Genomic DNA, 23,208 nt, shown 5'->3' on the forward strand with positions numbered 1-23,208 from the left:
GAAATCGGGAGCGACATCAGAAGATTTTGCTCAAGCCGGTCACCAGCCAGAAGGAAAGCGCCGATATTATCGCCGCGGCCGGCAGGGTGATGATCCAAGCAATCACGATGTTGCCGGCAAGCCCCCATCTGACGGCGGACACGCGCCGGGCGGCGCCGACGCCGATGATTGCGCCGGTAATCGTATGGGTGGTTGAAACGGGGATGCCGAGCCAGGTGGCGCCGAACAGCGTCAAGGCGCCGCCCGTTTCGGCGCAGAATCCTTGCATCGGGTTCAGCCTGGTGATCTTCGAGCCCATCGTATGGACGATGCGCCAGCCGCCGAACAAGGTGCCGAGCGCCATCGCCGCCTGGCAGGAAATCACCACCCAGAGCGGCACGTGGAAGTTGCCGCCGAGATAGCCCTGCGAGTAAAGAAGCACGGCGATGATGCCCATGGTCTTCTGGGCGTCATTGCCGCCATGGCCGAGTGAATAGAGCGACGCCGACACGAACTGCAGGAAACGGAAGGATCGGTCGACGGCAAACGGCGTCTGCCGGATGAAGATCCAGGTCACCGCCAGTATGAGGAACAGTGCCAGGAGAAAACCGATCATCGGCGACATGACGATGGCGGCGGCGGTCTTGAGAAGACCGCTCCAGACGATCGAGCTCAACCCCGTTTTGGCAAGGCCCGCACCGACCAGCCCGCCGACCAGGGCATGGGATGAACTGGAGGGAATGCCGAAGATCCAGGTCACGACATTCCAGACGATGGCGCCGATCAGGGCCGCGAAAATCACCTGCGGTGTGACGATCGCCGGATCGATGATGCCGGTCCCGAGCGTCTCGGCCACATGCAGCCCGAAGAACAGGAAGGCGATGAAATTGAAGAATGCCGCCCAGAAGACCGCATATTGCGGCCTCAGGACACGTGTCGAGACGATTGTTGCGATCGAATTGGCCGCATCATGCAGGCCATTGAGAAAATCGAACAGCAGCGCGACGCCGATCAGGCCGACAAGAAGCGGAAGAGCGAGGGCGGCGTCCATCAGACATTCTCGATCACGATGCCGCTGATTTCGTTGGCGACGTCCTCGAAACGGTCGACCACCTTCTCCAGCTCGCCGTAGATCTCGCTGCCGATCATATAGGCCATCGCATTGCCGGCGCCGTGCCGACGAAACAGATCCTTGAGTCCCTGCTCGTGCAACTCGTCGGAGCGCCCTTCCACCCGCGTGACCTGCTCGACGATGGCAGAAAGCCGCGGCGCATTGGCGCTCATGCGATCAAGCAACGGAATGGCCTCGGAGATGAGATTGGCAGCTTCCACAACCGTCTTGCCCATCTCCTGCATCCCCGGATCGAAGCTGGTCTGCTCGAAGAGCCGGATGGTCTTGACGGTCTTGTGCATCATGTCGATCGCATCATCCATGGATTGGATGAGATCCTTGATGTCTCCACGATCGAAAGGTGTGATGAAGCTCCGCCGGACGGCCTGCATGACTTCGCGCGTTATATCGTCGGCCTGATCTTCCAACCGCACGATCGTTTCGCATTGATGCTCGATCTCTACTCCCGACAGCAACCTGTCCAGAGCCTGTGCGGCGTCGACGATCCTTCTGGAATGTTGTTCGAAAAGGACGAAGAACCGGTCTTCGCGCGGCATCAACTTTCGAAACCAACCCAGCATGAACACCTCGTGATCTTTGGTCTGCGCTATAGGCGACAAGCCGTCCTAAACCGTATCCCATTGAAGTGATAGGGGTGAATTTCAGTTTATGACAGATTTGTGACAGCGCCGCCCTTGAAGTAGAGATATAGTTGAGGAACATTGGCGGCGCCCAAACCTTGTTCAGCGTCCCAAGCTTCTTTTCACGATTGATCTATCGCTCAGGAGATTACCATGGCTTCCGCCACTAATGATGGCCGGCCCGCGGCGGCTGAAGCCAATGCCGAAGAAAGCTAGATCCTATCTCGGCCGGCTGGCAGGCGCGACCGATCAGCTCTTGAGGGGGGAAGCAATCGAGCAGTTTGCTGCGATCTGTTATCGAAAAGTCGGCGACAACTTGGTTGAGGTTCTCCTGATCACATCGCGCGACAGCGGCCGCTGGGTCATTCCCAAGGGCTGGCCTATTGCGAAGCTCGCACCCCACCAGGTTGCCGAGCGCGAGGCTTGGGAAGAGGGCGGGGTGAAGGGTAAGGCCAGGAAGCGCCCCTTTGGCTTCTACACCTATATCAAGACGCTGGCCAACGGTGAACGCGTTCCTTCCGTCGTTCAGGTCCATCTCTTGCAAGCCGAAAAAATAGACGAGAAGTTTCCGGAGGAAAAACAACGAAACAGCCGATGGCTCCCGCCGTTCGAAGCCGCTGCTTTCGTCCGCGAGCCCGAACTGAGAAGCTTGCTGGGCAAGGTTGAAAGAACGGTGGCGAAACTGCCGAAAGCCTAAGACCGAAACCCGCCGAAGGTTTTCGGAACGACATTCTCTTTCGTCAGGCGACCTTATAGCGGTAGAACTTGCTGTCCACTGCCATCAGCGGGAAGGCCCGGGGCAGGGCGCTCTTGGCGATCTCGACAAAGCCGTTCTTCTCGTAGAAGCGATGGGAGGCGACGAATTTGTCCGTCGTGCCGAGGAAGATATCGGTTAGGCCGGCATCTCTGGCGTGATCGAACAGACGCTGGAGAAGCCGCGCCGCCACGCCGTGTTCGCGGCCGCGAACCTCGGTGGCGACGAACATTTTGCGCAGCGCCGCCTGATTGTTGCCGATGTCCTTCAGCCCAAGCGTGCCGACGATCGCGCCGTCCTTGACAGCGACCCAGAACTGCCCTTTGCCGGACTGGTAGAAATCCGGGATGACCCTGAGATCCGGCTGCGCATCGGCTGTGATGTCGATGCCGAACTCCTCGCGCTGGATCGGCAGGATCACCGACAGCACGTCATCAGCGTCGCCGGCGGCAAAGGCTCTGATTTCGATCTCCGCCATCGGTTTCCTCCCCGCCTCAGGTCTGCGTGCCGCCGACGGTGACCTGATCCATGCGCAGATGCGGCTGGCCGACGCCGACCGGAACCCATTGACCGGCCTTGCCGCAATTGCCGATGCCGGTATCGAGCTTCATGTCGTTGCCGATCATCGACACCCGCTTCATCGCGTCCGGGCCGTTGCCGATCAGCATCGCGCCCTTGATCGGCGCGCCGAGCTTGCCGTTCTCGATCAGATAGGCCTCGGTGCAGCCGAAGACGAATTTGCCGGAGGTGATATCGACCTGGCCACCGCCGAAGGAAACGGCATAGATGCCCTTCTTCACCGAGGCGATGATTTCCTCAGGCGTCTTGTCGCCGCCGAGCATATAGGTGTTGGTCATGCGCGGCATCGGCACATGCGCATAGCCCTGGCGGCGGCCGTTGCCGGTGGGCGCCATGCCCATCAACCGGGCATTCTGCCGGTCCTGCATGTAGCCGACGAGCTTGCCGTTCTCGATCAGCACGTTGTAGCCGGACGGCGTGCCTTCGTCGTCGATGGTGATCGAGCCGCGGCGGTTGTCTATCGTGCCGTCATCGACGACGGTAACGCCTGGCGCGGCGACGATCTGGCCGAGAAGACCTGCAAAGGCCGATGTCTTCTTGCGGTTGAAATCGCCTTCCAGCCCGTGGCCGACCGCCTCGTGCAGCATCACCCCCGGCCAGCCGGAGCCGAGAACGACGTCCATCGTGCCGGCCGGCGCATCGATCGCTTCCAGATTGACCAGCGCCTGGCGCAGCGCCTCGTCGGCGCCATATTGCCAGCTGCCCTCGGCAATGAAATCGCCGAAGCCGATGCGCCCGCCGCTGCCATAGGAGCCGCTTTCCTGCCGCTCGCCGTCGCCGACCACGACGGAAATGTTGATGCGCGTCATCGGCCGAATGTCGCGGACACGATGGCCGTCGGCGCGCAGGATGTCGACGACCTGCCAGCTCGCCGCGACCGAGGCGGTTACCTGCCGCACCTTGTCGTCCTTGCCTCTGAGATAGGCGTCGATATCCTGCAGGACCTTGACCTTCTCCTCGAAACTCGGCTGGCCGATCGGGTTCTGGTCGCCGTAGAATTTCTTGTTGGTGCCCTGGGGAGCGGCGGCATAGGTGCCGGAATAGCCGCGCGTCACCGCGCCGACCGCATCGGCCGCCCGCTTCAGCGCCGCCACTGAGAGATCGCCGGCATGGGCATAACCCACGGCTTCGCCGGCAACGGCGCGGAGCCCGAAACCCTGTTCCGTATTGAAGCTGCCGCCCTTCAGCCGGCCATTGTCGAAGGTCAGTGCCTCGGCCTGGGCATGCTCGATGAACAGCTCGCCGTCATCGGCGCCGGCGAGCGCCTGGGCGACAAGACCACGCATTATGGCTTCGTCGGCATCGAAAAGCGTCAGGAGATCGGTGGTCATGGTTTGGCTCCAATGGGCATGCGGTCGGGAATGCGCTTGCGCCTTAGATAGGGCTCCTGATGATAAAGAGTGAAGCCCTGCGGTGGAATTATTCTTTGCCTGTAGGATAATCTCCAAGAGACGGATGCCCCCAGAGAGTGGGACGAGGAAGCGCGCGGCATATCTCTTCTCCCCTCGGGGAGAAGGTGCCGGCAGGCGGATGAGGGGGCCACACGGCGCAACCTTCACGAAATCCTATTCGCCGGTGCGCACGGGCGCTATTGGAAAGACCTGCGTCGCCGGCCCCCTCATCCGCCCTACGGGCACCTTCTCCCCGCTGGGGAGAAGGGGGAATCGAGACGTCGCGGTCTGGCCAAATGATGGGGGGCGAGGCCGGCGCCCTCAAGGCAGAGCGTCGAAACCTTCGGCGAAGCCCTTGAGGTCGACGGGGATGCCAATGCCTTCCTCAGGCGTCTGGAAGACGATGAAGGTTGCCTGGGCGCCGCTGCGGAAGGTTTTGAGCAGTTCGTCCTCGAGCACGACTTCGGCATAACAGCCGTCGGCGAAGCAGCGGACGAAGTAGGCGCGGCCGATATCCTTGCCGTCGACATTGAGACCGAGGCCGTTTGGCAGGAGCACGCCGAGCGGCGCCAGCACGCGCAGGATCTTCGATTTGCGGTCGGCCGTCTTCAAGACGACGACGGAAAGCCCGACTTCGGGCCGGTCCTCGGCGATGACGTTCTGCATCAGCGCGCATTGTTCCGTCGCCGCCCCGGCCGGCTTGTCGCAGACAACCGACCAGGCGCCGTGATTGGATTTCACCGTGCCGGGCGCCTGAGGCTGCGTCTGGCCGGGCGTCACCTGGATATTGGGGTTGGCAGCCGGGGGCTGCTGCGCCGGGGCAGGGGCGGCCGGTGCTGGTGTGGTGGGTTGGGCCGGGGAAGGGGCGGGTTGCTGTGCGAAGACGGGTGTCGTCGCTGCGGCCGCGATGCTGGCAGTCACGAGAAGCGACCGCGCGAGGGAACGGAAACCCATGGAAACCTCTGGATATCGAATCATTGCGGCTATTGTTGAAGCTGCCCACCGGAAATGAAAAGCCCCACCCCGTGAAAACCGGGGGACTGCGGCAGAAATTGGACCTTTGTCAAATAATGTACGGTGGGCGGATCGGCCGGAAAGGGCATTTTTCATATGCCGATGAAAAACTTGGGATGTTTTGCCGTTCGGCCTGCCTGTGCTTTAAGCAAAAATGCCGCATAGACAATTGCTCCTGCCTGTTGCGGCAAATGCCAAACTGTGGTTTGAAGCGCTGAAGATGGCAAGGATTCTGCGTTCGATTTAGCAGGTCAAGCGCTCGAGGGAGATAATAAGGTGATGAAGAAGGCTTATGCAGCTCTGACCGCGCTGGTCTGTCTGCTTTTTGCTTCCGGCACATATGCCGACCAGCCGACGCCGTGGCAGGCGACGCTGCAGCCGGCGGCGACGCCGATTATGCGGGAAATTCATTGGTTCGAACAATATACCCTGTGGTTTATCGTTCCGATCACGCTCTTCGTCCTGATCCTGCTCATCGTCGTCTGCTTCAAGTTCCGCGCCAGCGCCAATCCGGTTCCGTCGCGCACGAGCCACAATACGCTGATCGAGGTCATCTGGACCGTGGGGCCGGTCCTGGTGCTGCTCTTCCTCGCTATTCCCTCGTTCAATCTTCTGACGGCGCAGCTGACGCTGCCCGAAAATCCCGACGTGACGATCAAGGCGACCGCCACCCAGTGGCAGTGGAATTATGAATATGAAGGTTCGGGCGACAGCCCGCTCGCCTTCGATTCCTACCTGTTGAAGGATCAGGATCGCGCGGCCGCCGGCAAGGAAGACAAGTCGGTCTATCCCAGACTGCTCGCCGTCGACAACGAGCTGGTGCTGCCCGTCAACAAGACGGTGCGCGTTCTCGTGACGTCTGCGCCGACCGACGTCATCCATGCTTTCGCCATGCCGTCCTTCGGCATCAAGATCGACGCCGTGCCGGGCCGCCTGAATGAGACCTGGTTCAGGGCCGAGCGCGAAGGCCTGTTCTATGGCCAGTGTTCCGAGCTCTGCGGCAAGGACCATGCGTTCATGCCGATCGCCATCCGCGTCGTCTCCGAGGACAAGTACAAGCAGTGGCTGACCGCAGCCGCCAGCGACCTGCCCGGCGCCTACAAGACACTCATGGCCGCAACCGATGGTCCCGCAAAGACCGTCGACGTTGCCGAAGCACAGTAATTAAAGGGGATCGGGACAATGGCTGGACCTTCCGCTCACGACGATCATTCTCATGATCACGCTCACGATCACACGCATGATGATCACCATGATCACGGGCACAAGCCGAGCTTTGTCAATCGCTGGCTGTTCTCGACCAACCACAAGGACATCGGCACGCTCTACCTGATCTTCGCGATCATCGCCGGCATCATCGGCGGCGCGCTGTCCGTGGCCATGCGCATGGAGCTGCAGGAGCCGGGCATCCAGATCTTCCACGGCCTGGCCTCGATGGTCTACGGCTATGAGGGCGATGCCGCCATCGACGGCGCCAAGCAGATGTTCAACATGTTCACCACGGCGCACGCGCTGATCATGATCTTCTTCATGGTCATGCCGGCGATGATCGGCGGTTTCGCCAACTGGATGGTGCCGATCATGATCGGCGCCCCGGACATGGCTTTCCCGCGCCTGAACAACATCTCCTTCTGGCTGATCGTTCCGGCCTTCGCGCTGCTCCTGCTGTCGATGTTCGTCGAAGGCCCGGCTGGCGCCTACGGCACCGGCGGCGGCTGGACGATGTATCCGCCGCTCGCGACCAGCGGTACGCCCGGACCGGCGGTCGACCTGGCGATCTTCGCGCTCCACATTGCCGGCGCCTCGTCGATCCTCGGTGCGATCAACTTCATCACCACGATCCTCAACATGCGCGCCCCGGGCATGACGCTGCACAAGATGCCGCTGTTTGCCTGGTCGGTGCTGATCACCGCCTTCCTGCTGCTGCTGTCGCTGCCGGTTCTGGCAGGCGGCATCACCATGCTGCTGACCGACCGCAACTTCGGCACCTCCTTCTTCTCTCCGGAAGGCGGCGGCGACCCGATCCTCTACCAGCACCTGTTCTGGTTCTTCGGTCACCCCGAGGTCTACATCCTCATCCTGCCGGGCTTCGGCATGATCAGCCACATCATCTCGACATTCTCGAAAAAGCCGATCTTCGGTTATCTCGGCATGGCCTACGCCATGGTCGCGATCGGCGCCGTCGGCTTTGTCGTCTGGGCCCACCACATGTACACGGTCGGTCTGTCGCTCGATGCTCAGCGCTACTTCGTCTTCGCCACGATGGTCATCGCCGTTCCGACGGGCGTGAAGATCTTCTCCTGGATCGCAACGATGTGGGGCGGCTCGATCTCGTTCCGCACGCCGATGCTCTGGGCGATCGGCTTCATCTTCCTGTTCACGGTCGGCGGCGTCACCGGCGTTCAGCTCGCCAATGCTGGTCTTGACCGTTCGCTGCATGACACCTATTACGTCGTGGCCCACTTCCACTACGTTCTGTCGCTCGGCGCCGTCTTTGCGATCTTCGCCGGCTGGTATTACTGGTTCCCGAAGATGACCGGCTACATGTACAACGAGTTTGTCGGCAAGCTGCATTTCTGGGTCATGTTCATCGGCGTCAACCTGGTGTTCTTCCCGCAGCACTTCCTCGGCCTCGCCGGCATGCCGCGCCGCTACATCGATTATCCGGATGCCTTTGCCGGCTGGAACTATGTTTCCTCCATCGGCTCCTACATCTCGGCCTTCGGTGTGCTGATCTTCCTCTTCGGTGTCTTCGAAGCCTTCGCCAAGAAGCGCATCGCCGGCGAAAATCCGTGGGGCGAGGGTGCGACGACGCTGGAATGGCAGCTGCCTTCGCCGCCGCCCTATCACCAGTGGGAACAGCTGCCGCGCATCAAGTAAAGCGTGCGTAAAACCGGACGCCGCATTCGAAACGGCGTCCGGCGTAAGGAAATTCAGGACGGAATGATGACGGTTATCGACAATCACGAGGCGCTTGCAGAGGACGGCGAAATGTCGGAAGCGAGCGCGCGCGATTATTTCGAGCTCTTGAAGCCGCGGGTCATGTCGCTCGTGGTCTTCACCGCCTTTGCCGGCCTGGTGCTGGCGCCGGGCCACATCAATCCTGTTCTCGGCCTGATCGCCATCCTTTGCATCGCCGTCGGCGCCGGCGCCTCGGGCGCGCTCAACATGTGGTACGACGCCGATATCGACGCCGTCATGAGCCGCACGGCCAAACGTCCGATCCCGGCCGGCCGCGTCGCGCCGTCGGAAGCGCTTGCCTTCGGCCTGGTGCTGTCGGGCTTTTCGGTCGTCATTCTCGGCCTTGCCGTCAACTGGCTCTCGGCCGGCATCCTCGCCTTCACCATCTTCTTCTACGCCGTCATCTACACCATGTGGCTGAAGCGCTCGACACCGCAGAACATCGTTATCGGCGGTGCTGCCGGCGCCTTCCCGCCGATGATCGGCTGGGCCTGTGTGACGAATTCGGTGACGATCGAGAGCACCGTTCTCTTTCTGATCATCTTCCTGTGGACGCCGGCGCATTTCTGGGCGCTTGCTCTGTTCAAGATGCGCGATTATGAAGCCGTCGGCGTGCCGATGCTGCCGAACGTCGCCGGCGAGCGGGTGACCAAGCATCAGATCGTCGCCTATGCGGTGCTGACCGCCGTCTGCGCGGTGCTGCCGTCCGTCCTCGGTTTCGCAAGCTTCGGCTACGGCCTCATCGCCGCCGCCCTCGGCGCGATCTTCATCACCTGTTCCATCGCCGTCTGGCGGATGCCCGACGGCGATCTGAAGATGATCCCGGCCAAGAAGCTCTTCGCCTTCTCGATCTTCTACCTCTTCGCCGTGTTTTCAGCCCTGATGATCGACCGGCTGGCTTCGGTCTTGGTTTCGCACGCTGGAGGTTGGTACTGATGGATCTGGTCAAGCTCACCGAAAAGCAGATGAAGTCGCGCCGCAACCGCAACATCGCCCTCGGGCTGGTGCTGGCCGGTCTTGTCGTCCTCTTCTATGCGATCACGATCGTCAAGATCGGCGGGGGAATGGCCGGATGAGCGAAAGAGCCGCCGCACCAAGGAAGCAGGGCCGCAACAACGGCGCCGTCGTGTTGATGTGCCTGAGCTTCGTCTTCGGCATGGGCGCGATGAGCTATGCCGCCGTGCCGCTCTACCGCATCTTCTGCCAGGTAACCGGTTATAACGGCACGACCCAGCGCGTCGAGCAGATGTCGAGCGTCGTCCTCGACCGCAAGATGCGCGTCACCTTCGACGCCAATGTCGCCCCCGGCCTGCAATGGGATTTCAAGCCCGTCGAGCGCGAGGTCAATCCGCGAATCGGTGAAACCATCCAGGTCAATTTCGTCGCCGAGAACCGGTCGAACGAAACCCAGCGCGGCCAGGCGGTGTTCAACGTCACGCCGGGCGAAGCGGGCGTCTATTTCAACAAGGTGCAGTGCTTCTGCTTTACGGAAACGGACCTGAAGCCGGGCGAGAAGCTGGAAATGCCGGTCGTGTTCTATATCGACCCTGAAATCGTCAAGGCGGTGGAATCGAAGGATATCCACACGGTGACGCTGTCATATACGTTCTACCCGAAAGAGGGTCAGAAGCCTGTCGCTTCGAATGAGGGTGGAGCGGTGAAGATTGAAAAGAAACTTTGATCAAGGCTCGTTTCCGGCTAAGCCGGGAGCGAAGTGAGGAAGACATCCGGGGATAGCCACATGGCCGATGCGCATCAGAAGAACCACGACTACCACATCATCGATCCGAGCCCATGGCCGATTCTCGCCTCGCTCGGCGCCTTCATCATGGCGATCGGCGGCGTCTGCTATATGCGTTACCTGAACGGCGGCTCCTTCAAGGTCGCCGGCGCCGAACTCGCCAATCCCTGGCTCTTCTTTATCGGCCTCGTGCTGGTTCTCTACGTTATGTACGGCTGGTGGGCCGATACGGTGAAGGAAGCCCATGAGGGCTCTCACACCCGCGTCGTCTCGCTGCACCTGCGTTACGGCATGATCATGTTCATCGCTTCGGAAGTGATGTTCTTCGTCGCCTGGTTCTGGGCCTATTTCGACGCCAGCCTATTTCCGAACGAGGCGATCCAGGCCTCGCGCTTGGCCTATACCGGCGGCGTCTGGCCGCCGAAGGGCATCGAAGTCCTCGATCCTTGGCACCTGCCGATCTACAACACCGTCATCCTGCTGCTCTCGGGCACGACGGTCACCTGGGCGCACCATGCACTGCTGCACAACGACCGCAAGGGCCTCATTCAGGGCCTGACGCTGACCGTGCTGCTCGGCATCCTGTTCTCCAGCGTGCAGGCCTACGAATATGCCCACGCCCCGTTCGACTTCAAGAATTCGATCTACGGCGCGACTTTCTTCATGGCGACCGGCTTCCACGGTTTCCACGTCCTCGTCGGCACGATCTTCCTGCTGGTCTGCCTGCTGCGCGCGCTGCGCGGCGATTTCACCCCGAAGCAGCATTTCGGCTTCGAGGCGGCCGCCTGGTACTGGCACTTCGTCGACGTCGTCTGGCTGTTCCTCTTCTTCTGCATCTACGTCTGGGGCGGCTGGGGCGCTCCGGTCGCCGCGGGCTGATCGGGAGCGATGTTCAAGCGAAAGGCGGGCCTCGGGTCCGCCTTTTCTATTTTCGGCTCCACGCACCGTGATCGCAGGGCTTGATCCACAGCGCGGCCCCTGACGTCCCGCTACGATTGAGTGAGAATCACCAAGGTCTCCGGCAATACTCCGTCATACTCCATCGCATCCGCCGCTTGCTTGGACTTCATAAATTCCTCCAGGCGGCCCATATCGGGAACGTCCATGACGAGGCCAACGCGGTTGGACGCCTGTGGATCGACAAACGTACGAATGTTTGTACAGCCGAGCGGCTCGAAGACCTCTTTGCGGCGCGGTGAAGTGAGCCAATGTTTGACGTCCTTGACGTCGTGGTAGGCCATTATGGTAGGCATAGCATCCTCCTCTCAAAGCCAAATGGAACACTACGCCGCGATTGATCACATTGATATTACCCGGATGGGCGGGGCGCATCGTCGTCGGCAAATGGCAAAGATGTCGATGGTCTCGTCGCTTTCGGCCCCAGCTTCGCACCTGGAAGCGATAATGGTGGCATTTGCCGACGAACTCGCCGTCGATGCTCGGGTCAAGTCGGTCAAGCCTGAGCCTAATGGAGTGGGACGTGCGATTGGTAAGAGGCGGACACTCATCCCATGCTTGGGCATCGACAAAGCATTTGCAGGATCCGGGAGAGATCAAGAATGCTCCATCCCTAGAATTCCCGAGTTCGCAGAGGAGTAGGCAATTTGCAGATCCCCGATCGTTTTCATATTGCCGAGACGGATGGATGGTTGGTGAACCATCGGATGAATTCCGCTCTTCCCGGCTATCTCATGATCAGCTCCAAGACGGATACGAACGATCTTTCCGATTTGTCCGAGGCCGCATTGAAGGAGCTTGGTCCGTTGCTGGCGACAGCTCAGGACCTACTGAAGCGGAAACTTGGAGCGCAGCGCGTTTATATCGGCCGATATGGACATTCTCCCGGCTATCCCATCCACTTTCATGTGATCCCGATCTACGAGTGGGTGGAAAAACTGTTCTGGAAAGACAGCCGATATCGCGTCCTTCAGAGTTTTGCCGACGGACCGGGAGAAACCCCGACGGACGGCGCCGAACTGACCCTGTTCGTCTGGCGCGAATTCTGCGAGCGCGCAGAGCCGCCGCCGGTTCAAGGCCGGTCCGTCTCGGAGACCATTGAATTATTGCGAAGGGCGATGCGATGATAGTCCGATAGGTCGAGCATCGAGGGGGCTCCATGGTTTTTTGGGCAGCGAGTTTGTTTGGATTGGCGATCGGCTACCTCATCGGTTCCACGCCCACGGGCTATCTTGCCGGGAAACTGCTTAGAGGCATCGATATTCGCGACCATGGCTCCGGATCTACCGGCGCAACGAACGTGTTGCGAACCCTGGGGAAATGGCCTGCGTCGGCGGTGCTTCTCGTCGATGTGCTGAAAGGCGCTGGAGCGATTCTCTTTGCCCGCTGGTTTTATCCGTGGATCCATAGAGTGCTGCACGACATGCCGTCGGCAGCGCTTGAGCTGAACGCCTGGCTGCCCTGGGCTGTTTGCCTTGCCGGACTTGCCGCATTGCTCGATCATAGCCGTTCGATCTGGCTGAATTTTAAAGGCGGCAAATCCGTCGCTACGGGGCTCGGCCTGTTGCTCGCAATATCCTGGCCGGTTGGTCTTGGCGCCCTTGCGGTTTTTGGCGTCGTGCTCGCCATCTTCAGGATTGTTTCGCTCGGGTCGATGCTGGCGGCTTTGACTGCAATCGCTCTCATCTGCAGCCTCGAGCAGCCTTTGCCCTATCGGTTGCTGGTGATTTCAGGCGGTGCTTATGTGATCATACGTCATCGCGCCAACATTCAGCGGCTGCTGTCAGGGCTGGAGCCGCGCCTGGGACAAGGCCGCGTGGGATCGAAAATAGCGTCGCAAAGTTAGAGCGGCGACTTGGGACCGTCGCCCGATCCGGCTGCGCCATCAGCGGCGGAATGAAGTTCCTTCATCATGAGCGGACTGCTTTGGTCAGCATCGACCATCGCCCAGCCCAGTTTATCATAAAAGGGCACCGCATCAGGCGCGGCATGGACCTCCAGGCGTTTGAGCCCATGCTCCGCCGATAGTCTCTCGACCTCGGACATCAAAATCCGCCCGAGCCCCTGCCTCTGGTAATCCGGCATTATGGCGACAAGTCTGACGACGCCGGTCTTATCGTTAGACAGATCGAGGCGGACTGTGCCAAGGGCGAGACCGTCTTTCCACAGCAGAAGCGGTATATTGCCGGGTTTATGCTCATCCGGATGCCGGTCATCGTAACCGTCGAGGCCGCGGAGTTCACATAATACGTGCCGCCTTATGGCATGATAAGCCTGCCACTCCTCGCTCTCTTTGACCTGCCGAAGTTCAATGGCCATCGTGATCGATCCTCTCTGAGACACCGGCCATCACCGCCCGCCGGCGATCCGCTCGAAAGCTGAAGGGTCTGGTATGCCGAGGTCGAGCTGGTGGCGGATTGCTTCGGCGCATTCGAGCGCCGTCAGCACCGAGGTATCGACCTCCATGTCGTAGATGCCGGGGCGATGAACCTCGTCCTGCCAGCGCTGCACCGGTTCGGGGACCGGCACGTCTTCGGAGGCTCTTGCATAGAGTGTCTCGCGCCCCTCCTGCTTGATCTCGCGCCGTTGCATGATCGTCTCGATCGGACAGCGCACGCCGACGAACAGCACTGGAAAGCCTTGCAGGCGCCGGGCGCAATCGCCGAGAATGCCGAGCGGCTGCGAGTAGCTGTCGTGATGGCCGAGATCGGCGACCACGTTGAGCCCCAATCCGGCATGGATGGCGATCGATTCGTAAAGGGCTGCGTAGAGGAACGGCACGAGTTCCTCGAGATCCGGGCGCTCGCCGCCCGGCCTCAGGCCGATGCCGGGCAGGTAACGTTTCGGTGTCATATCGTTATAGCTGTCGACCCCGAGGTTGATCCACGGCCCCTCGAATTCGTCCTGAATTGCGCGCGCAATGCTGGATTTGCCGCTTCTCGGCGCGCCGTTCAGGATGATGATCTGTCCGCTATGGCTGTCATTGGTCATCAGTCTTCTTCTTCTGTTTGGCGCGAATCGGTGATGCCGGACTGCGCGGGCATTTCCATTCGGGATGCGAATACTTTATGGGAGAGTTAAGGCAGCATCGAAAATGCCGCGGCTGCAAGTGTGGTCGCGCAAAGGAACAGCATGAGCGAAGACAGCGCGCAATTTCCCCCTCTCGATCCGGTGAAAACCGGTATCAAAGGCTGCTGCCCGCGCTGCGGCCATGGCAAGCTGTTCGATGGTCTGCTCGGCCTGAAGCCGCGTTGCGCCTCCTGCGGCCTCGATTATTCCTTCGCCGATTCCGGTGACGGGCCTGCGGTCTTCGTCATCCTCATCGTCGGCTTCATCATCATCGGCATGGTGCTGTGGCTGCAGGTCAATTACGGGCCGCCGATCTGGGTGCATATACTCATCTTCGGGCCACTGACGATCATCTTGTCGCTCCTGACGCTGCGCTGGTTCAAGGGCATCCTGATTGCCATGCAGTACCGCCACAATGCCCGCGAAGGACGTCTGAGTGACTGACGTCGATCACGCCGTGCCGCGCCGCCGGATGCCTGTTATAACCGGCATTCTGGTGCTGACTGTCCTTGCCATCCTGCTCTCGCTCGGCACCTGGCAGCTGCAGCGCCTCCACTGGAAGCAAGGCCTGCTCGCCGATATCGCCGCGCGCCAGGCTGCCGCGCCCGTGCCGCTCGCTGAGATCGAGGCGATGGCGGCTTCGGGCGGTGATATCGAATATCGCAAGGTCACCGCCACCGGCCGCTACATCAACAACAAGGAGCGGCATTTCTTCGCCACCTGGCACGGCCAGACCGGCTTTTACGTCTACACCCCGCTTGAGCTTGCCGACGGCCGCGTCCTCTTCGTCAACCGCGGCTTCGTTCCCTATGAGAACAAGGAGCCGGAAATGCGCATGCAGGGCCAGCTGACCGATCAGCAGGCGGTCACGGGGCTGGCGCGCGCCAAACTTGCCGGCAAGCCCTCCTGGTTGGTGCCCGAGAACGACGTCGCCAAGAACATCTTCTACTGGAAGGATCTCGACGTCATGGCCGAGAGCGTCGGGCTTGAGAAGGCGCGCGTGCTGCCGTTTTTCGTCGATGCCGATTCCACGTCCAATCCTGCCGGCCTGCCGATCGGCGGCGTCACGCAGGTCGACCTGCCGAACGATCATCTGCAATATGCCCTGACCTGGTACGGGCTTGCCGCCGTGCTCGTCGCCGTCGTGGCGATCTCCTGGTTCCGCAAGGAGGCTAAGGCGCCTCGGCAATAGTATCGCTTCAATTCCCGGCCATATTGGGCTAGAGGTCGCTTGTCCCACGCGCGGGACGCTGCTGTTGACGCTGGACGTTGCCAAGTTCTCCCCTCTCCTGTGCTTGTCACAGGAATCCAGTGCGCCCAAGTCATTGGGCGCGGAAGATGGACTTGGATGTCTGCAGTCATTCACGGCGCGGACTCGACGTGGCTGGATTCCTGTGACGGGCACAGGAATGAATGCATAACGGAACGGACATGAATATTGCGGCGAAACCTCCCTTGACGATCAGGCTCTGCGGCCCGCGCGGCTTCTGCGCCGGCGTCGACCGCGCCATCCAGATCGTCGTGCTGGCGCTCAAATCCTATGGCGCGCCGGTCTATGTGCGCCACGAGATCGTCCACAATCGTTATGTCGTCGAGGGGCTGGAGGCCAAGGGCGCCGTCTTCGTCGAGGAGCTGGATGAGATTCCGGCCGAGCATCGCGCCCAGCCGGTGGTCTTCTCCGCCCATGGCGTGCCGAAATCGGTGCCGGAGGATGCGGCGAGCCGCAACCTCTTCTATCTCGACGCCACCTGTCCGCTGGTCTCCAAGGTCCATAAGCAGGCGATGCGTCACAACCGCCTCGGCCGCCATGTCGTCCTCATCGGCCATGCCGGCCACCCGGAAGTGATCGGCACGATGGGGCAATTGCCGGAAGGTTCGGTTTCGCTGATCGAGACCATCGAGGATGCCGACGCCTACGCCCCCGCCGATCCGGACAATCTCGGCTATGTCACCCAGACGACGCTGTCGGTCGACGATACGGCCGGTGTCATCGCCCGCCTGCAGGAGCGCTTTCCCAAGCTGACGGCGCCGGCGGCGGATTCGATCTGTTATGCGACGACCAACCGCCAGGAAGTGGTGAAGCAGGCAGCCCCGGGCTGCGATCTCTTCGTCATCGTCGGCGCGCCGAACTCGTCCAATTCCAAGCGCCTGGTCGAAGTGGCGCTGAGGGCAGGCGCGAAGAAGTCGATCCTGGTGCAGCGCGCCGCCGAGCTCGATTGGGACGAGATCGGCGCGATTTCGACACTCGGCCTTTCCGCCGGCGCCTCCGCGCCCGAAGTCATCGTCAACGAGATCATCGAAGCCTTCCGCGCCCGCTTCGAAGCCCGCGTCGAGCTGGCCGAAACGGTGCAGGAAACCGAAAACTTCCTGGTCAATCGCGAATTGCGCAGCATCGAGCTGACGGCTGCCGACATGGCCTTCGTCAACGGCTAGGCCGCCACTGCGTCCCGGTCATCACCACCCACAATACAGAGACGAGACCTCCCTTGGCAGTCTATACCGATATCGCCGAAGACGATCTGAAATGGTTCCTGACGGAATATGATGCAGGCACGCTGCTCTCCTATAAGGGCATCGCCGAAGGCGTCGAAAACTCCAATTTCCTGCTGCATACCTCGAAGGCGCCGCTGATCCTGACGCTTTATGAGAAGCGCGTGGAAAAGAGCGACCTGCCGTTCTTCCTCGGTCTGATGCAGCATCTCTCGGCCCGCGGCCTTTCCTGCCCGCTGCCGTTGCCGCGCCGCGACGGCGCGCTGCTCGGCTCGCTCTCCGGCCGCCCGGCCGCGCTGATTTCCTTCCTCGAAGGCATGTGGCTGAGAAAGCCGGAGGCAAAGCATTGCCGCGAGGTCGGCAGGGCGCTGGCCGAAATGCATGTGGCCGGCGAGGGCTTCGAGCTGAAACGTCCGAACGCGCTGTCGCTCGATGGCTGGCGGGGGCTCTGGGAGAAATCCGAGGCGCGTGCCGACGAGGTCGAACCCGGCCTGCAGGGCGAGATCCGCAGCGAGCTCGATTTTCTCGCCGCCGCCTGGCCGAAGAACCTGCCGTCCGGCGTCATCCATGCCGACCTATTCCCCGACAACGTCTTCTTCCTCGGCGATGAGCTCTCCGGCCTGATCGATTTCTATTTCGCCTGCAACGACCTGCTCGCCTATGACGTCTCGATCTGCCTGAACGCCTGGTGCTTCGAGAAGGATGGCGCCTACAACATCACCAAGGGCATGGCGATGCTCGATGGATATCGGAGTGTCAGGCCTTTGAGCGGCGATGAAATCGCCGCCCTGCCGGTGCTCGCGCGCGGCTCGGCGCTGCGCTTCTTCCTGACCCGGCTCTATGACTGGCTGATGACGCCGGAAGGCGCCATGGTTACCAAGAAGGACCCGCTCGAATATTTGCGCAAGCTGCGCTTCCACCGCCAGATCGGCTCGGCCGCCGAATACGGGTTGAGCCTATGAAACACGTCGATATCTTCACCGACGGCGCATGCTCCGGCAATCCGGGTCCCGGCGGCTGGGGCGCGGTACTGCGCTACGGCGAGGTCGAAAAGGAGCTTTGCGGCGGCGAGGCGGAGACGACCAACAACCGCATGGAGCTGATGGCGGCGATCTCGGCGCTGCAGGCGCTGAAAAGCCCTTGCGAAGTCGACCTCTATACCGACAGCGCCTATGTCAAGGACGGCATCTCCAAGTGGATCTTCGGCTGGAAGAAAAACGGCTGGAAGACATCGGACAAGAAGCCGGTGAAAAATGCCGAGCTCTGGCAGGCGCTTGAGGAAGCCCGCAACCGCCACAAGGTGACGCTGCACTGGGTCAAGGGCCACGCCGGCCACCCTGAAAACGAACGCGCCGACGAACTCGCCCGCAAGGGCATGGAGCCTTTCAAGAAGGGCAAGGCGGTTTCGTTTTAATCGGCTCGTTCAAGCCGGATCGCCGCAAAAAAGGTGTATTGCGATGCTGCGGCTTGCGGGCCGGGCCGGAGGGTTCGGTCACCGCAAATAGGGATGACGCCCGATGATCTATCTGCTTCGCCACGGAGAAACGCTCTGGAACACCGTGGGCAGATTTCAGGGGCAGAAGGATTCGCCCCTCACGCCCCGGGGTGTCCGGCAGGCCGATCAAATGGCCGATCGGCTGGCCCGCGAGATCGGCGGGCGAGAAAGCGAGTTTTCAATCCATGTCTCGCCGCTCGGCCGGGCGAGGGAAACGGCGGTTCGTATCAGGCAACTGATTTCCTTACCGGAAAAGGAAGAGCCGCGTTTGATGGAAGTGACCGTGGGTTCATGGGACGGCATGACCCTCTATGAAATCGACGCCGAATATCCCGACGCCTTGAAGGGTGCGGATGCTTTCGAATGGTTCTTCCGCTCTCCGGATGGAGAGACATTCGATGATGTGCATTGGCGGGTATCCGAGTGGCTGTCGCACATATCCCAGCCGACGATTGCAGTGTCGCACGGACTGACCGGCCGGATCATAAGGGGCGTTTATCTCGGTCTGTCCCGGCGTGACATGCTGGAGCTGCCCGTGCCTCAGGACGGCTTTTACTGCCTGCAGGATGGGATAGCGAGTTACATCGAATAGGACGGGCCGGTGACGGCGCTGCCTTATCGCGACGTGAGACCGCTGGGGCATGGCGCCGTTCAGGAAGGGCAAGGCCGTTTCGTTTAAGGAGTGTGCGTAGCTGGTTATCGCATACCACACGCTTGCGCCCGACATCGTGCCGAACTTGCCTCTATCCCGTAAACGGGGCGAGGGGACGTGCTACGCGAGAGGCTCGCGGGGACGGAGGGGCATATCCCCTTCTCTTCACTTGCAGGGCGGGCGAGCGACGGATGGATGGCAGCGGGCGAGCAGGTTTTGCAAAGGCCGCAATGGGTAGGATGGCATCTCCCCTTGCTCCCTCATTCCTGTGCTTGACACAGGAATCCAGTGCGCCCAAGTCCTTGGGCGCGGGAAACTCGTTTCGAGGTCCTTTGGAAGTTATTCACCGCGCCGACGCGCGGTGGCTGGATTCCTGTGACGAGCACAGGAATGAGGGTGGAGATATGGCGGCGCCACGCGGCAGAAAGCCAGGCTGCCGATCTGGCGTTACCCTGCACTGGTGGTTGCCTCCTGCTCTCTCATTTCGGTGACGAGCTCGGGGAGAGGCTTTGCCTCTCACGGCTGCCGCGCCGCTGCCCCCTGAATCAGCCGATGCAGATATTCGAGCTTGGCCACGACGGGCGAGGAGAGCACGAAAGGGTAGGAATCCGGCTGGCCCATGCTGCGCTGGATGGCGTTGATCGCGATGCTGAGCGGCACCCAGGCGCTGACGAGCTGCTCGGCGCTCTTTGCCCTGTAGGGAAGGAAATCCACCTCGCCTGCTATTTCCTCGTGGCCGCGCGGATCGATGGCGATGCCGAAGGCGCGGGCGGTCTCCAGCGTATCGACGATGTGGAGGTAGTGCGCGAAGCATTCGGCGAAATCCTCCCAGGGGTGCGATGCGGCATAGGCGCTGATGAAATTATCCTGCCATCCCACGGGTGCGCCGCCGGCATAGTGTCTTTGCAGCGCGGCCGCATAATCCTGCCGCTCGTCGCCGAAGACGGCGCGGAAATCGTCGAGACCATTCTGATCGCGCACCAGCTTGTTCCAGATGAAATGGCCGGCCTCGTGGCGGAAATGGCCGAGCAGCGTGCGATAGGGCTCGTTCATCGAGCTGCGCGCCTGTTCGCGCGTCGCGTCGTCCGCTTCGGCGGCGCGGATGGTGATCAGGCCTTCCTCATGACCGGTCATCGCTGGCACGACATTGCCGTTGCCCTGCAGGGAATCTTCGAGGAAATCGAAAACCAGGCCGCCTTGCGGATCTTGGCCGCGATCGGGATGCGGCAGCTTCCAGCGCAAGAGCGAATAGAAGAGATGACGCTGCGCCTGGCCGATGCGCCGCCAGCGATCGATGCCGTCCTGGGTGTCGGTGTTCGGAACCAGCCGGTTGTGGCGGCAGGCGGTGCAGAATTCACTGTCGCTCTCGTCCTCCACCAGCCAGTTGCAGATGTCGAGGCCTGAATTGGCGCAGAAGCGCACGTGCCGGTCGGGATCGGAAACGAGCTGCCAGACTGTTTCGTCGCGCGGCTCCAGCGCATGCATGGCGAGGTCGCCGGGCAGGAAGCCGAGACGGTGATTGCAGCGGACGCAGTGCCGGTTATCGAAGTGGACGACCTGGTCGCAATTGTCGCAGGCAAAGAGTTTCATCGTACTGTTCTCTGCAAGGCAGGAGCGGATTAAAAATGCCCGCTGCGCGCGTGCGCAGCAGGCGTGGTTCATCCGGGCTGAGCTGATGGTTCAGAGCCGATCGACGGCGCCTTTGAGCTTGTCCTTGACCTTGCCTGTTGCGACCTGTCCCTTGCCCTTGGCTTCCTGGACGTCGCCCTCGGCCTGCATGTCGCGATTGCCCGTGGCCTTGCCGGCGGCCTGCTTGGTCTTGCCGGCAATTTCGTTTGCCTTGCCTGAAATCTTGTCGCTGGTGCTACCCATGTGTGATGTCTCCATGCTCGGCGACGGACCTCTCGTCCGCGCGGGAAGGGAACGTCACTCACGCCTATTCGTTCCCGCGACCGTCAGGGAGCAGCGACCGTCAGGCGAGCCGCGACCGTTAGGCGAGCCGCGACCGTCAGGCGTGGCCGGCTTCGGCCGAAAGCATGGCGGCGTTGATGCCCATGCCGGCGAGCGCCCGCTCGTACTTGTCGTCGAGGTTGCGGTCAAAGATCAGTTCCTCATTGGCCGGGCAGGTCAGCCAGCCATTATTGGCGACCTCGTTTTCGAGCTGGCCAGCCGCCCAGGAGGAATAGCCGAGCAGCATGGTCGCGCGCTTCGGCCCGGCGCCTTTGGAGATGGCGCGCACGATGTCGAGCGTTGCCGTCAGGCAGATGTCGTCGCTGACCGGGATCGAGGAGTCGCTGGCATAATCGTCCGAATGCAGCACGAAGCCGCGGCCGCTCTCCACCGGGCCGCCCGTCTGGATCGGGAAGTCGCGCGCCCGCTGCGGCAGCACGATCGGTTCTTCCTGCTTGATCATGTCGAGATGCAAGAGCACGTCAGTAAAGGTGAGGCTCTGCGGCCGGTTGATGACGAAGCCCATGGCGCCGGCATCCGAATGCGCGCAGATGTAAATCACCGTGCGCGCAAAATTCCGGTCTTCCATGCCTGGCATGGCGATGAGGAACTGGCCATCGAAGAAGCCACGTTCCCGTCTGTTCTTCAGCGTCGATAAGGACATTGTTCCTCCTGCTGCCAGACCGCACAAGGCCCCGACAAGAGAAAGATGGGCCAATGTCACAAATCAATCAACCGAAAATGAAGATTTAAATGGGCGCGGCTTCTGGCGGCCGGAGAGCACTTTCGGTAAACCGTTGTTCCATGATGATTATTTTCATGGCCCCGCGCCGGCTTTTGATGGCAGTCATTTCCGTGGCCGCTGCCCTCGTCCCTTTTTGTTCCGCAAAGGCGGAAATGAGCGCCTGGGCCGAGGCCGAGGGCGGCCGCATGCGCCTCGTGGCGCTGGCCCCCGATGCCGGCGGCAAGATCCGCGCCGGCCTGCAGATCGAACCGAAACCCGGCTGGATCACCTATTGGCGCGAGCCCGGCAACAGCGGCATTCCGCCTCAGGTCACCATTGCGCCGGCGGGCGGCGTCACGCTCGACGCCATCGGCTATCCCGTTCCGAAGCATTTTTTCAAAGGCGGGATCGAGGATATCGCCTATGACGCGCCGGTGACGCTGCCGCTATCCTTGACGGCGGCCGGCAAAGGTGGAGTCGAGATCGACGCCGCCGCCTTCATCGGCATCTGCAAGGATATCTGCGTTCCCTTCCAGGCGAAGTTGAGCCTGAAGCTCGGTCGCGCCATGCAGTCGCATCCGGAGGAAGAGGCCATCCTTGCGGCCGCTGATGCGACGCTGCCGAAGCCCCCTTCGGATGATTTCAAGGTGACGGCGCATGCGATCTCAGCTGATCGGAAGACGCTGTCGCTGACGCTCGCCTTGCCGGGCGACGGCAAGGGCGCCCCCGATATCATCGTCACCGGCCCGAGCGGTTATGCCTTCACCAAACAGAGCGGCGGCAAACGCGATGGCGCCACCTTCAAGACCGATATGATGATCGGCAGGCTGCCCAAGGATTACGACGTTTCAGGCAAGCGCTGGGGCGTGCTTGTTATCGATGGCGACAGGGCGATGGAGACCACGCTTGCCTTTGACTGACCGGCACTTATAGTCGCCACCATCCCCCGCGGCGCCCGCCGCAGAGCCGAACCAGCAATAGAACCCGAGGAGAAAACCATGACCATCGCGATCGGCGACAAGCTTCCGGCCGTCACCTTCAAGGAAAAGACCGCCGACGGCCCGGTCGAAATCACCACCGAGCAGCTCTTCGCCGGCAAGCGCGTCGTGCTCTTTGCCGTGCCGGGCGCCTTCACGCCCACCTGCTCGCTGAACCACCTGCCGGGCTATCTCGAAAACCGCGACACCATCCTTGGCAAGGGCGTCGACGACATCGCCGTTCTCGCCGTCAACGACTGGCATGTGATGGGCGCCTGGGCGCAGTCTTCGGGCGGGCTCGGCAAGATCCATTTCCTCGCCGATTGGGACGCCGGCTTCACCAAGGCCGTTGGCCTCGAAGCCGACCTCTCCGCCGGCGGCCTCGGCCTGCGCTCCAAGCGTTATTCGATGCTGGTCGAAGACGGCGTGGTGAAAGCCCTCAACATCGAGGAAAGCCCCGGCCAGGCGACGGTGTCGGGTGCAGCGGCGATGCTGGAACTGCTTTGAGTATTGATTCCGAGGGATGAAAAGGGCGGCCGTTCGGTCGCCCTTTTGTTGTTTGGGGGCAAGCCTCGGAACGCCCGCCTCGTCCTTCGAGGCCCCTGCGGGGCGCCTCAGAGCCTGTGAATGTTTTGTGGCGGCGGCGATTGGATTGTGATTCTGTGGGTCGTTGATTTGCGTGGGGGATGATGGTGGGCGACGATCTGTTCGAGGGAATGCCGG

General features: G+C 61.4%; 28 protein-coding genes. 17 read left to right on the forward strand and 11 right to left on the reverse strand.

Translation table 11 applies throughout. The features are described from left to right. Window positions 1-16: 16 nt before the first annotated feature. The gene (locus tag QWJ46_RS15985) at window positions 17-1,030 is read right to left on the reverse strand and encodes an inorganic phosphate transporter (protein WP_302752071.1); all 1,014 of its coding nucleotides are present in this window, start codon (window positions 1,028-1,030) and stop codon (window positions 17-19) included. After that, a complete protein-coding gene (locus QWJ46_RS15990; RefSeq protein WP_302752072.1) occupies window positions 1,030-1,671 on the reverse strand; it encodes a DUF47 domain-containing protein in 642 nt (213 codons plus the stop codon). The genes QWJ46_RS15985 and QWJ46_RS15990 overlap by 1 nt, the downstream gene beginning before the upstream one ends. Window positions 1,672-1,930: 259 nt before the next feature. Here QWJ46_RS15990 and QWJ46_RS15995 point away from each other — a divergent pair, with 259 nt between their 5' ends. Further along, window positions 1,931-2,428: an NUDIX hydrolase gene (locus QWJ46_RS15995; RefSeq protein WP_302752073.1), complete on the forward strand. Its 498-nt coding sequence runs from the start codon at window positions 1,931-1,933 to the stop codon at window positions 2,426-2,428. A 43-nt stretch (window positions 2,429-2,471) separates the two neighbouring features. On the opposite strand, the gene QWJ46_RS16000 is transcribed toward QWJ46_RS15995, so the two are convergent. The 3 genes from QWJ46_RS16000 to QWJ46_RS16010 form a co-directional block, all read right to left on the reverse strand. Further along, the gene (locus tag QWJ46_RS16000) at window positions 2,472-2,963 is read right to left on the reverse strand and encodes a GNAT family N-acetyltransferase (RefSeq protein WP_302752074.1); all 492 of its coding nucleotides are present in this window, start codon (window positions 2,961-2,963) and stop codon (window positions 2,472-2,474) included. Between the two features lie 16 nt (window positions 2,964-2,979). Then, entirely contained in the window at window positions 2,980-4,395 is a 1,416-nt protein-coding gene (gene tldD / locus QWJ46_RS16005; RefSeq protein WP_302752075.1) for a metalloprotease TldD, read from the reverse strand. Window positions 4,396-4,776: 381 nt separating this feature from the next. Continuing rightward, window positions 4,777-5,433 (reverse strand): invasion associated locus B family protein, encoded by a 657-nt coding sequence (locus tag QWJ46_RS16010; RefSeq protein ID WP_210628929.1) that lies wholly within the window; start codon window positions 5,431-5,433, stop codon window positions 4,777-4,779. Window positions 5,434-5,748: 315 nt separating this feature from the next. Between QWJ46_RS16010 and coxB the strand changes: the two genes are divergently transcribed. From coxB to QWJ46_RS16040, 6 genes are all read left to right on the forward strand, one after another. Next, a complete protein-coding gene (gene coxB / locus QWJ46_RS16015) occupies window positions 5,749-6,633 on the forward strand; it encodes a cytochrome c oxidase subunit II (RefSeq protein WP_302752100.1) in 885 nt (294 codons plus the stop codon). Between the two features lie 18 nt (window positions 6,634-6,651). After that, on the forward strand, window positions 6,652-8,349 hold the full coding sequence (ctaD, locus tag QWJ46_RS16020; RefSeq protein ID WP_302752076.1) for a cytochrome c oxidase subunit I: 1,698 nt from the start codon (window positions 6,652-6,654) through the stop codon (window positions 8,347-8,349). A gap of 66 nt (window positions 8,350-8,415) precedes the next feature. Next, window positions 8,416-9,366, forward strand: a complete 951-nt coding sequence (locus QWJ46_RS16025) for a heme o synthase (protein WP_302752101.1) — start codon at window positions 8,416-8,418, stop codon at window positions 9,364-9,366. Further along, window positions 9,366-9,506, forward strand: coding sequence for a hypothetical protein (locus QWJ46_RS16030; RefSeq protein ID WP_004672998.1), 141 nt, complete (start codon window positions 9,366-9,368; stop codon window positions 9,504-9,506). Before QWJ46_RS16025 ends, QWJ46_RS16030 begins: the two co-directional genes overlap by 1 nt. Next, window positions 9,503-10,111 carry a cytochrome c oxidase assembly protein gene (locus tag QWJ46_RS16035; RefSeq protein ID WP_302752077.1) on the forward strand — a complete coding sequence of 203 codons (609 nt, stop codon included), beginning with the start codon at window positions 9,503-9,505 and terminating at the stop codon, window positions 10,109-10,111. The genes QWJ46_RS16030 and QWJ46_RS16035 overlap by 4 nt, the downstream gene beginning before the upstream one ends. Before the next feature lie 60 nt (window positions 10,112-10,171). Further along, window positions 10,172-11,050, forward strand: a complete 879-nt coding sequence (locus QWJ46_RS16040; protein ID WP_302752078.1) for a cytochrome c oxidase subunit 3 — start codon at window positions 10,172-10,174, stop codon at window positions 11,048-11,050. 110 nt (window positions 11,051-11,160) lie between these two features. On the opposite strand, the gene QWJ46_RS16045 is transcribed toward QWJ46_RS16040, so the two are convergent. Further along, a complete protein-coding gene (locus QWJ46_RS16045) occupies window positions 11,161-11,424 on the reverse strand; it encodes a hypothetical protein (RefSeq protein WP_302752079.1) in 264 nt (87 codons plus the stop codon). A 351-nt stretch (window positions 11,425-11,775) separates the two neighbouring features. Between QWJ46_RS16045 and QWJ46_RS16050 the strand changes: the two genes are divergently transcribed. Together QWJ46_RS16050 and plsY are read left to right on the forward strand one after the other, a co-directional pair. Continuing rightward, complete coding sequence (locus tag QWJ46_RS16050) at window positions 11,776-12,255, forward strand: HIT family protein (protein WP_302752080.1); 480 nt, start codon at window positions 11,776-11,778, stop codon at window positions 12,253-12,255. 32 nt (window positions 12,256-12,287) lie between these two features. After that, the gene (plsY, locus tag QWJ46_RS16055) at window positions 12,288-12,974 is read left to right on the forward strand and encodes a glycerol-3-phosphate 1-O-acyltransferase PlsY (RefSeq protein ID WP_302752081.1); all 687 of its coding nucleotides are present in this window, start codon (window positions 12,288-12,290) and stop codon (window positions 12,972-12,974) included. Here the strand turns inward: plsY and QWJ46_RS16060 are convergent. Then, window positions 12,971-13,447 (reverse strand): GNAT family N-acetyltransferase, encoded by a 477-nt coding sequence (locus QWJ46_RS16060; protein WP_302752082.1) that lies wholly within the window; start codon window positions 13,445-13,447, stop codon window positions 12,971-12,973. The genes plsY and QWJ46_RS16060 overlap by 4 nt on opposite strands. A gap of 30 nt (window positions 13,448-13,477) precedes the next feature. Then, window positions 13,478-14,119, reverse strand: a complete 642-nt coding sequence (locus tag QWJ46_RS16065) for a chloramphenicol phosphotransferase CPT family protein (RefSeq protein ID WP_302752083.1) — start codon at window positions 14,117-14,119, stop codon at window positions 13,478-13,480. Window positions 14,120-14,260: 141 nt separating this feature from the next. Between QWJ46_RS16065 and QWJ46_RS16070 the strand changes: the two genes are divergently transcribed. The 6 genes from QWJ46_RS16070 to QWJ46_RS16095 all read left to right on the forward strand — a co-directional run bounded on the left by QWJ46_RS16070 (window position 14,261) and on the right by QWJ46_RS16095 (window position 18,774). Further along, window positions 14,261-14,641 (forward strand): DUF983 domain-containing protein, encoded by a 381-nt coding sequence (locus QWJ46_RS16070; protein WP_302752084.1) that lies wholly within the window; start codon window positions 14,261-14,263, stop codon window positions 14,639-14,641. Continuing rightward, the gene (locus QWJ46_RS16075; protein WP_302752085.1) at window positions 14,634-15,389 is read left to right on the forward strand and encodes an SURF1 family protein; all 756 of its coding nucleotides are present in this window, start codon (window positions 14,634-14,636) and stop codon (window positions 15,387-15,389) included. The genes QWJ46_RS16070 and QWJ46_RS16075 overlap by 8 nt, the downstream gene beginning before the upstream one ends. Window positions 15,390-15,628: 239 nt before the next feature. Next, window positions 15,629-16,630 carry a 4-hydroxy-3-methylbut-2-enyl diphosphate reductase gene (gene ispH, locus QWJ46_RS16080; RefSeq protein ID WP_302752086.1) on the forward strand — a complete coding sequence of 334 codons (1,002 nt, stop codon included), beginning with the start codon at window positions 15,629-15,631 and terminating at the stop codon, window positions 16,628-16,630. A 53-nt stretch (window positions 16,631-16,683) separates the two neighbouring features. Next, window positions 16,684-17,649, forward strand: coding sequence for a homoserine kinase (locus QWJ46_RS16085; RefSeq protein ID WP_302752087.1), 966 nt, complete (start codon window positions 16,684-16,686; stop codon window positions 17,647-17,649). Beyond that, entirely contained in the window at window positions 17,646-18,101 is a 456-nt protein-coding gene (rnhA, locus tag QWJ46_RS16090) for a ribonuclease HI (protein WP_183705263.1), read from the forward strand. The genes QWJ46_RS16085 and rnhA overlap by 4 nt, the downstream gene beginning before the upstream one ends. Before the next feature lie 103 nt (window positions 18,102-18,204). After that, a complete protein-coding gene (locus tag QWJ46_RS16095; protein WP_302752088.1) occupies window positions 18,205-18,774 on the forward strand; it encodes a histidine phosphatase family protein in 570 nt (189 codons plus the stop codon). 576 nt (window positions 18,775-19,350) lie between these two features. Here the strand turns inward: QWJ46_RS16095 and QWJ46_RS16100 are convergent. The 3 genes from QWJ46_RS16100 to QWJ46_RS16110 form a co-directional block, all read right to left on the reverse strand. Beyond that, entirely contained in the window at window positions 19,351-20,424 is a 1,074-nt protein-coding gene (locus QWJ46_RS16100) for a putative zinc-binding metallopeptidase (protein ID WP_302752089.1), read from the reverse strand. Window positions 20,425-20,514: 90 nt separating this feature from the next. Then, complete coding sequence (locus QWJ46_RS16105; protein ID WP_064800933.1) at window positions 20,515-20,706, reverse strand: CsbD family protein; 192 nt, start codon at window positions 20,704-20,706, stop codon at window positions 20,515-20,517. A 136-nt stretch (window positions 20,707-20,842) separates the two neighbouring features. Further along, entirely contained in the window at window positions 20,843-21,448 is a 606-nt protein-coding gene (locus QWJ46_RS16110; protein ID WP_011424313.1) for a YqgE/AlgH family protein, read from the reverse strand. A 140-nt stretch (window positions 21,449-21,588) separates the two neighbouring features. Here QWJ46_RS16110 and QWJ46_RS16115 point away from each other — a divergent pair, with 140 nt between their 5' ends. Beyond that, a complete protein-coding gene (locus QWJ46_RS16115) occupies window positions 21,589-22,428 on the forward strand; it encodes a protein-disulfide reductase DsbD domain-containing protein (protein WP_302752090.1) in 840 nt (279 codons plus the stop codon). Window positions 22,429-22,506: 78 nt separating this feature from the next. Next, window positions 22,507-22,992, forward strand: coding sequence for a peroxiredoxin (locus tag QWJ46_RS16120; RefSeq protein ID WP_302752091.1), 486 nt, complete (start codon window positions 22,507-22,509; stop codon window positions 22,990-22,992). Window positions 22,993-23,208: the final 216 nt, after the last annotated feature.

Origin of the sequence: Rhizobium sp. CBN3 (assembly GCF_030518245.1) — a bacterium.
In the GTDB taxonomy this organism is placed as follows: Bacteria; Pseudomonadota; Alphaproteobacteria; order Rhizobiales; family Rhizobiaceae; genus Rhizobium; species Rhizobium aethiopicum_A.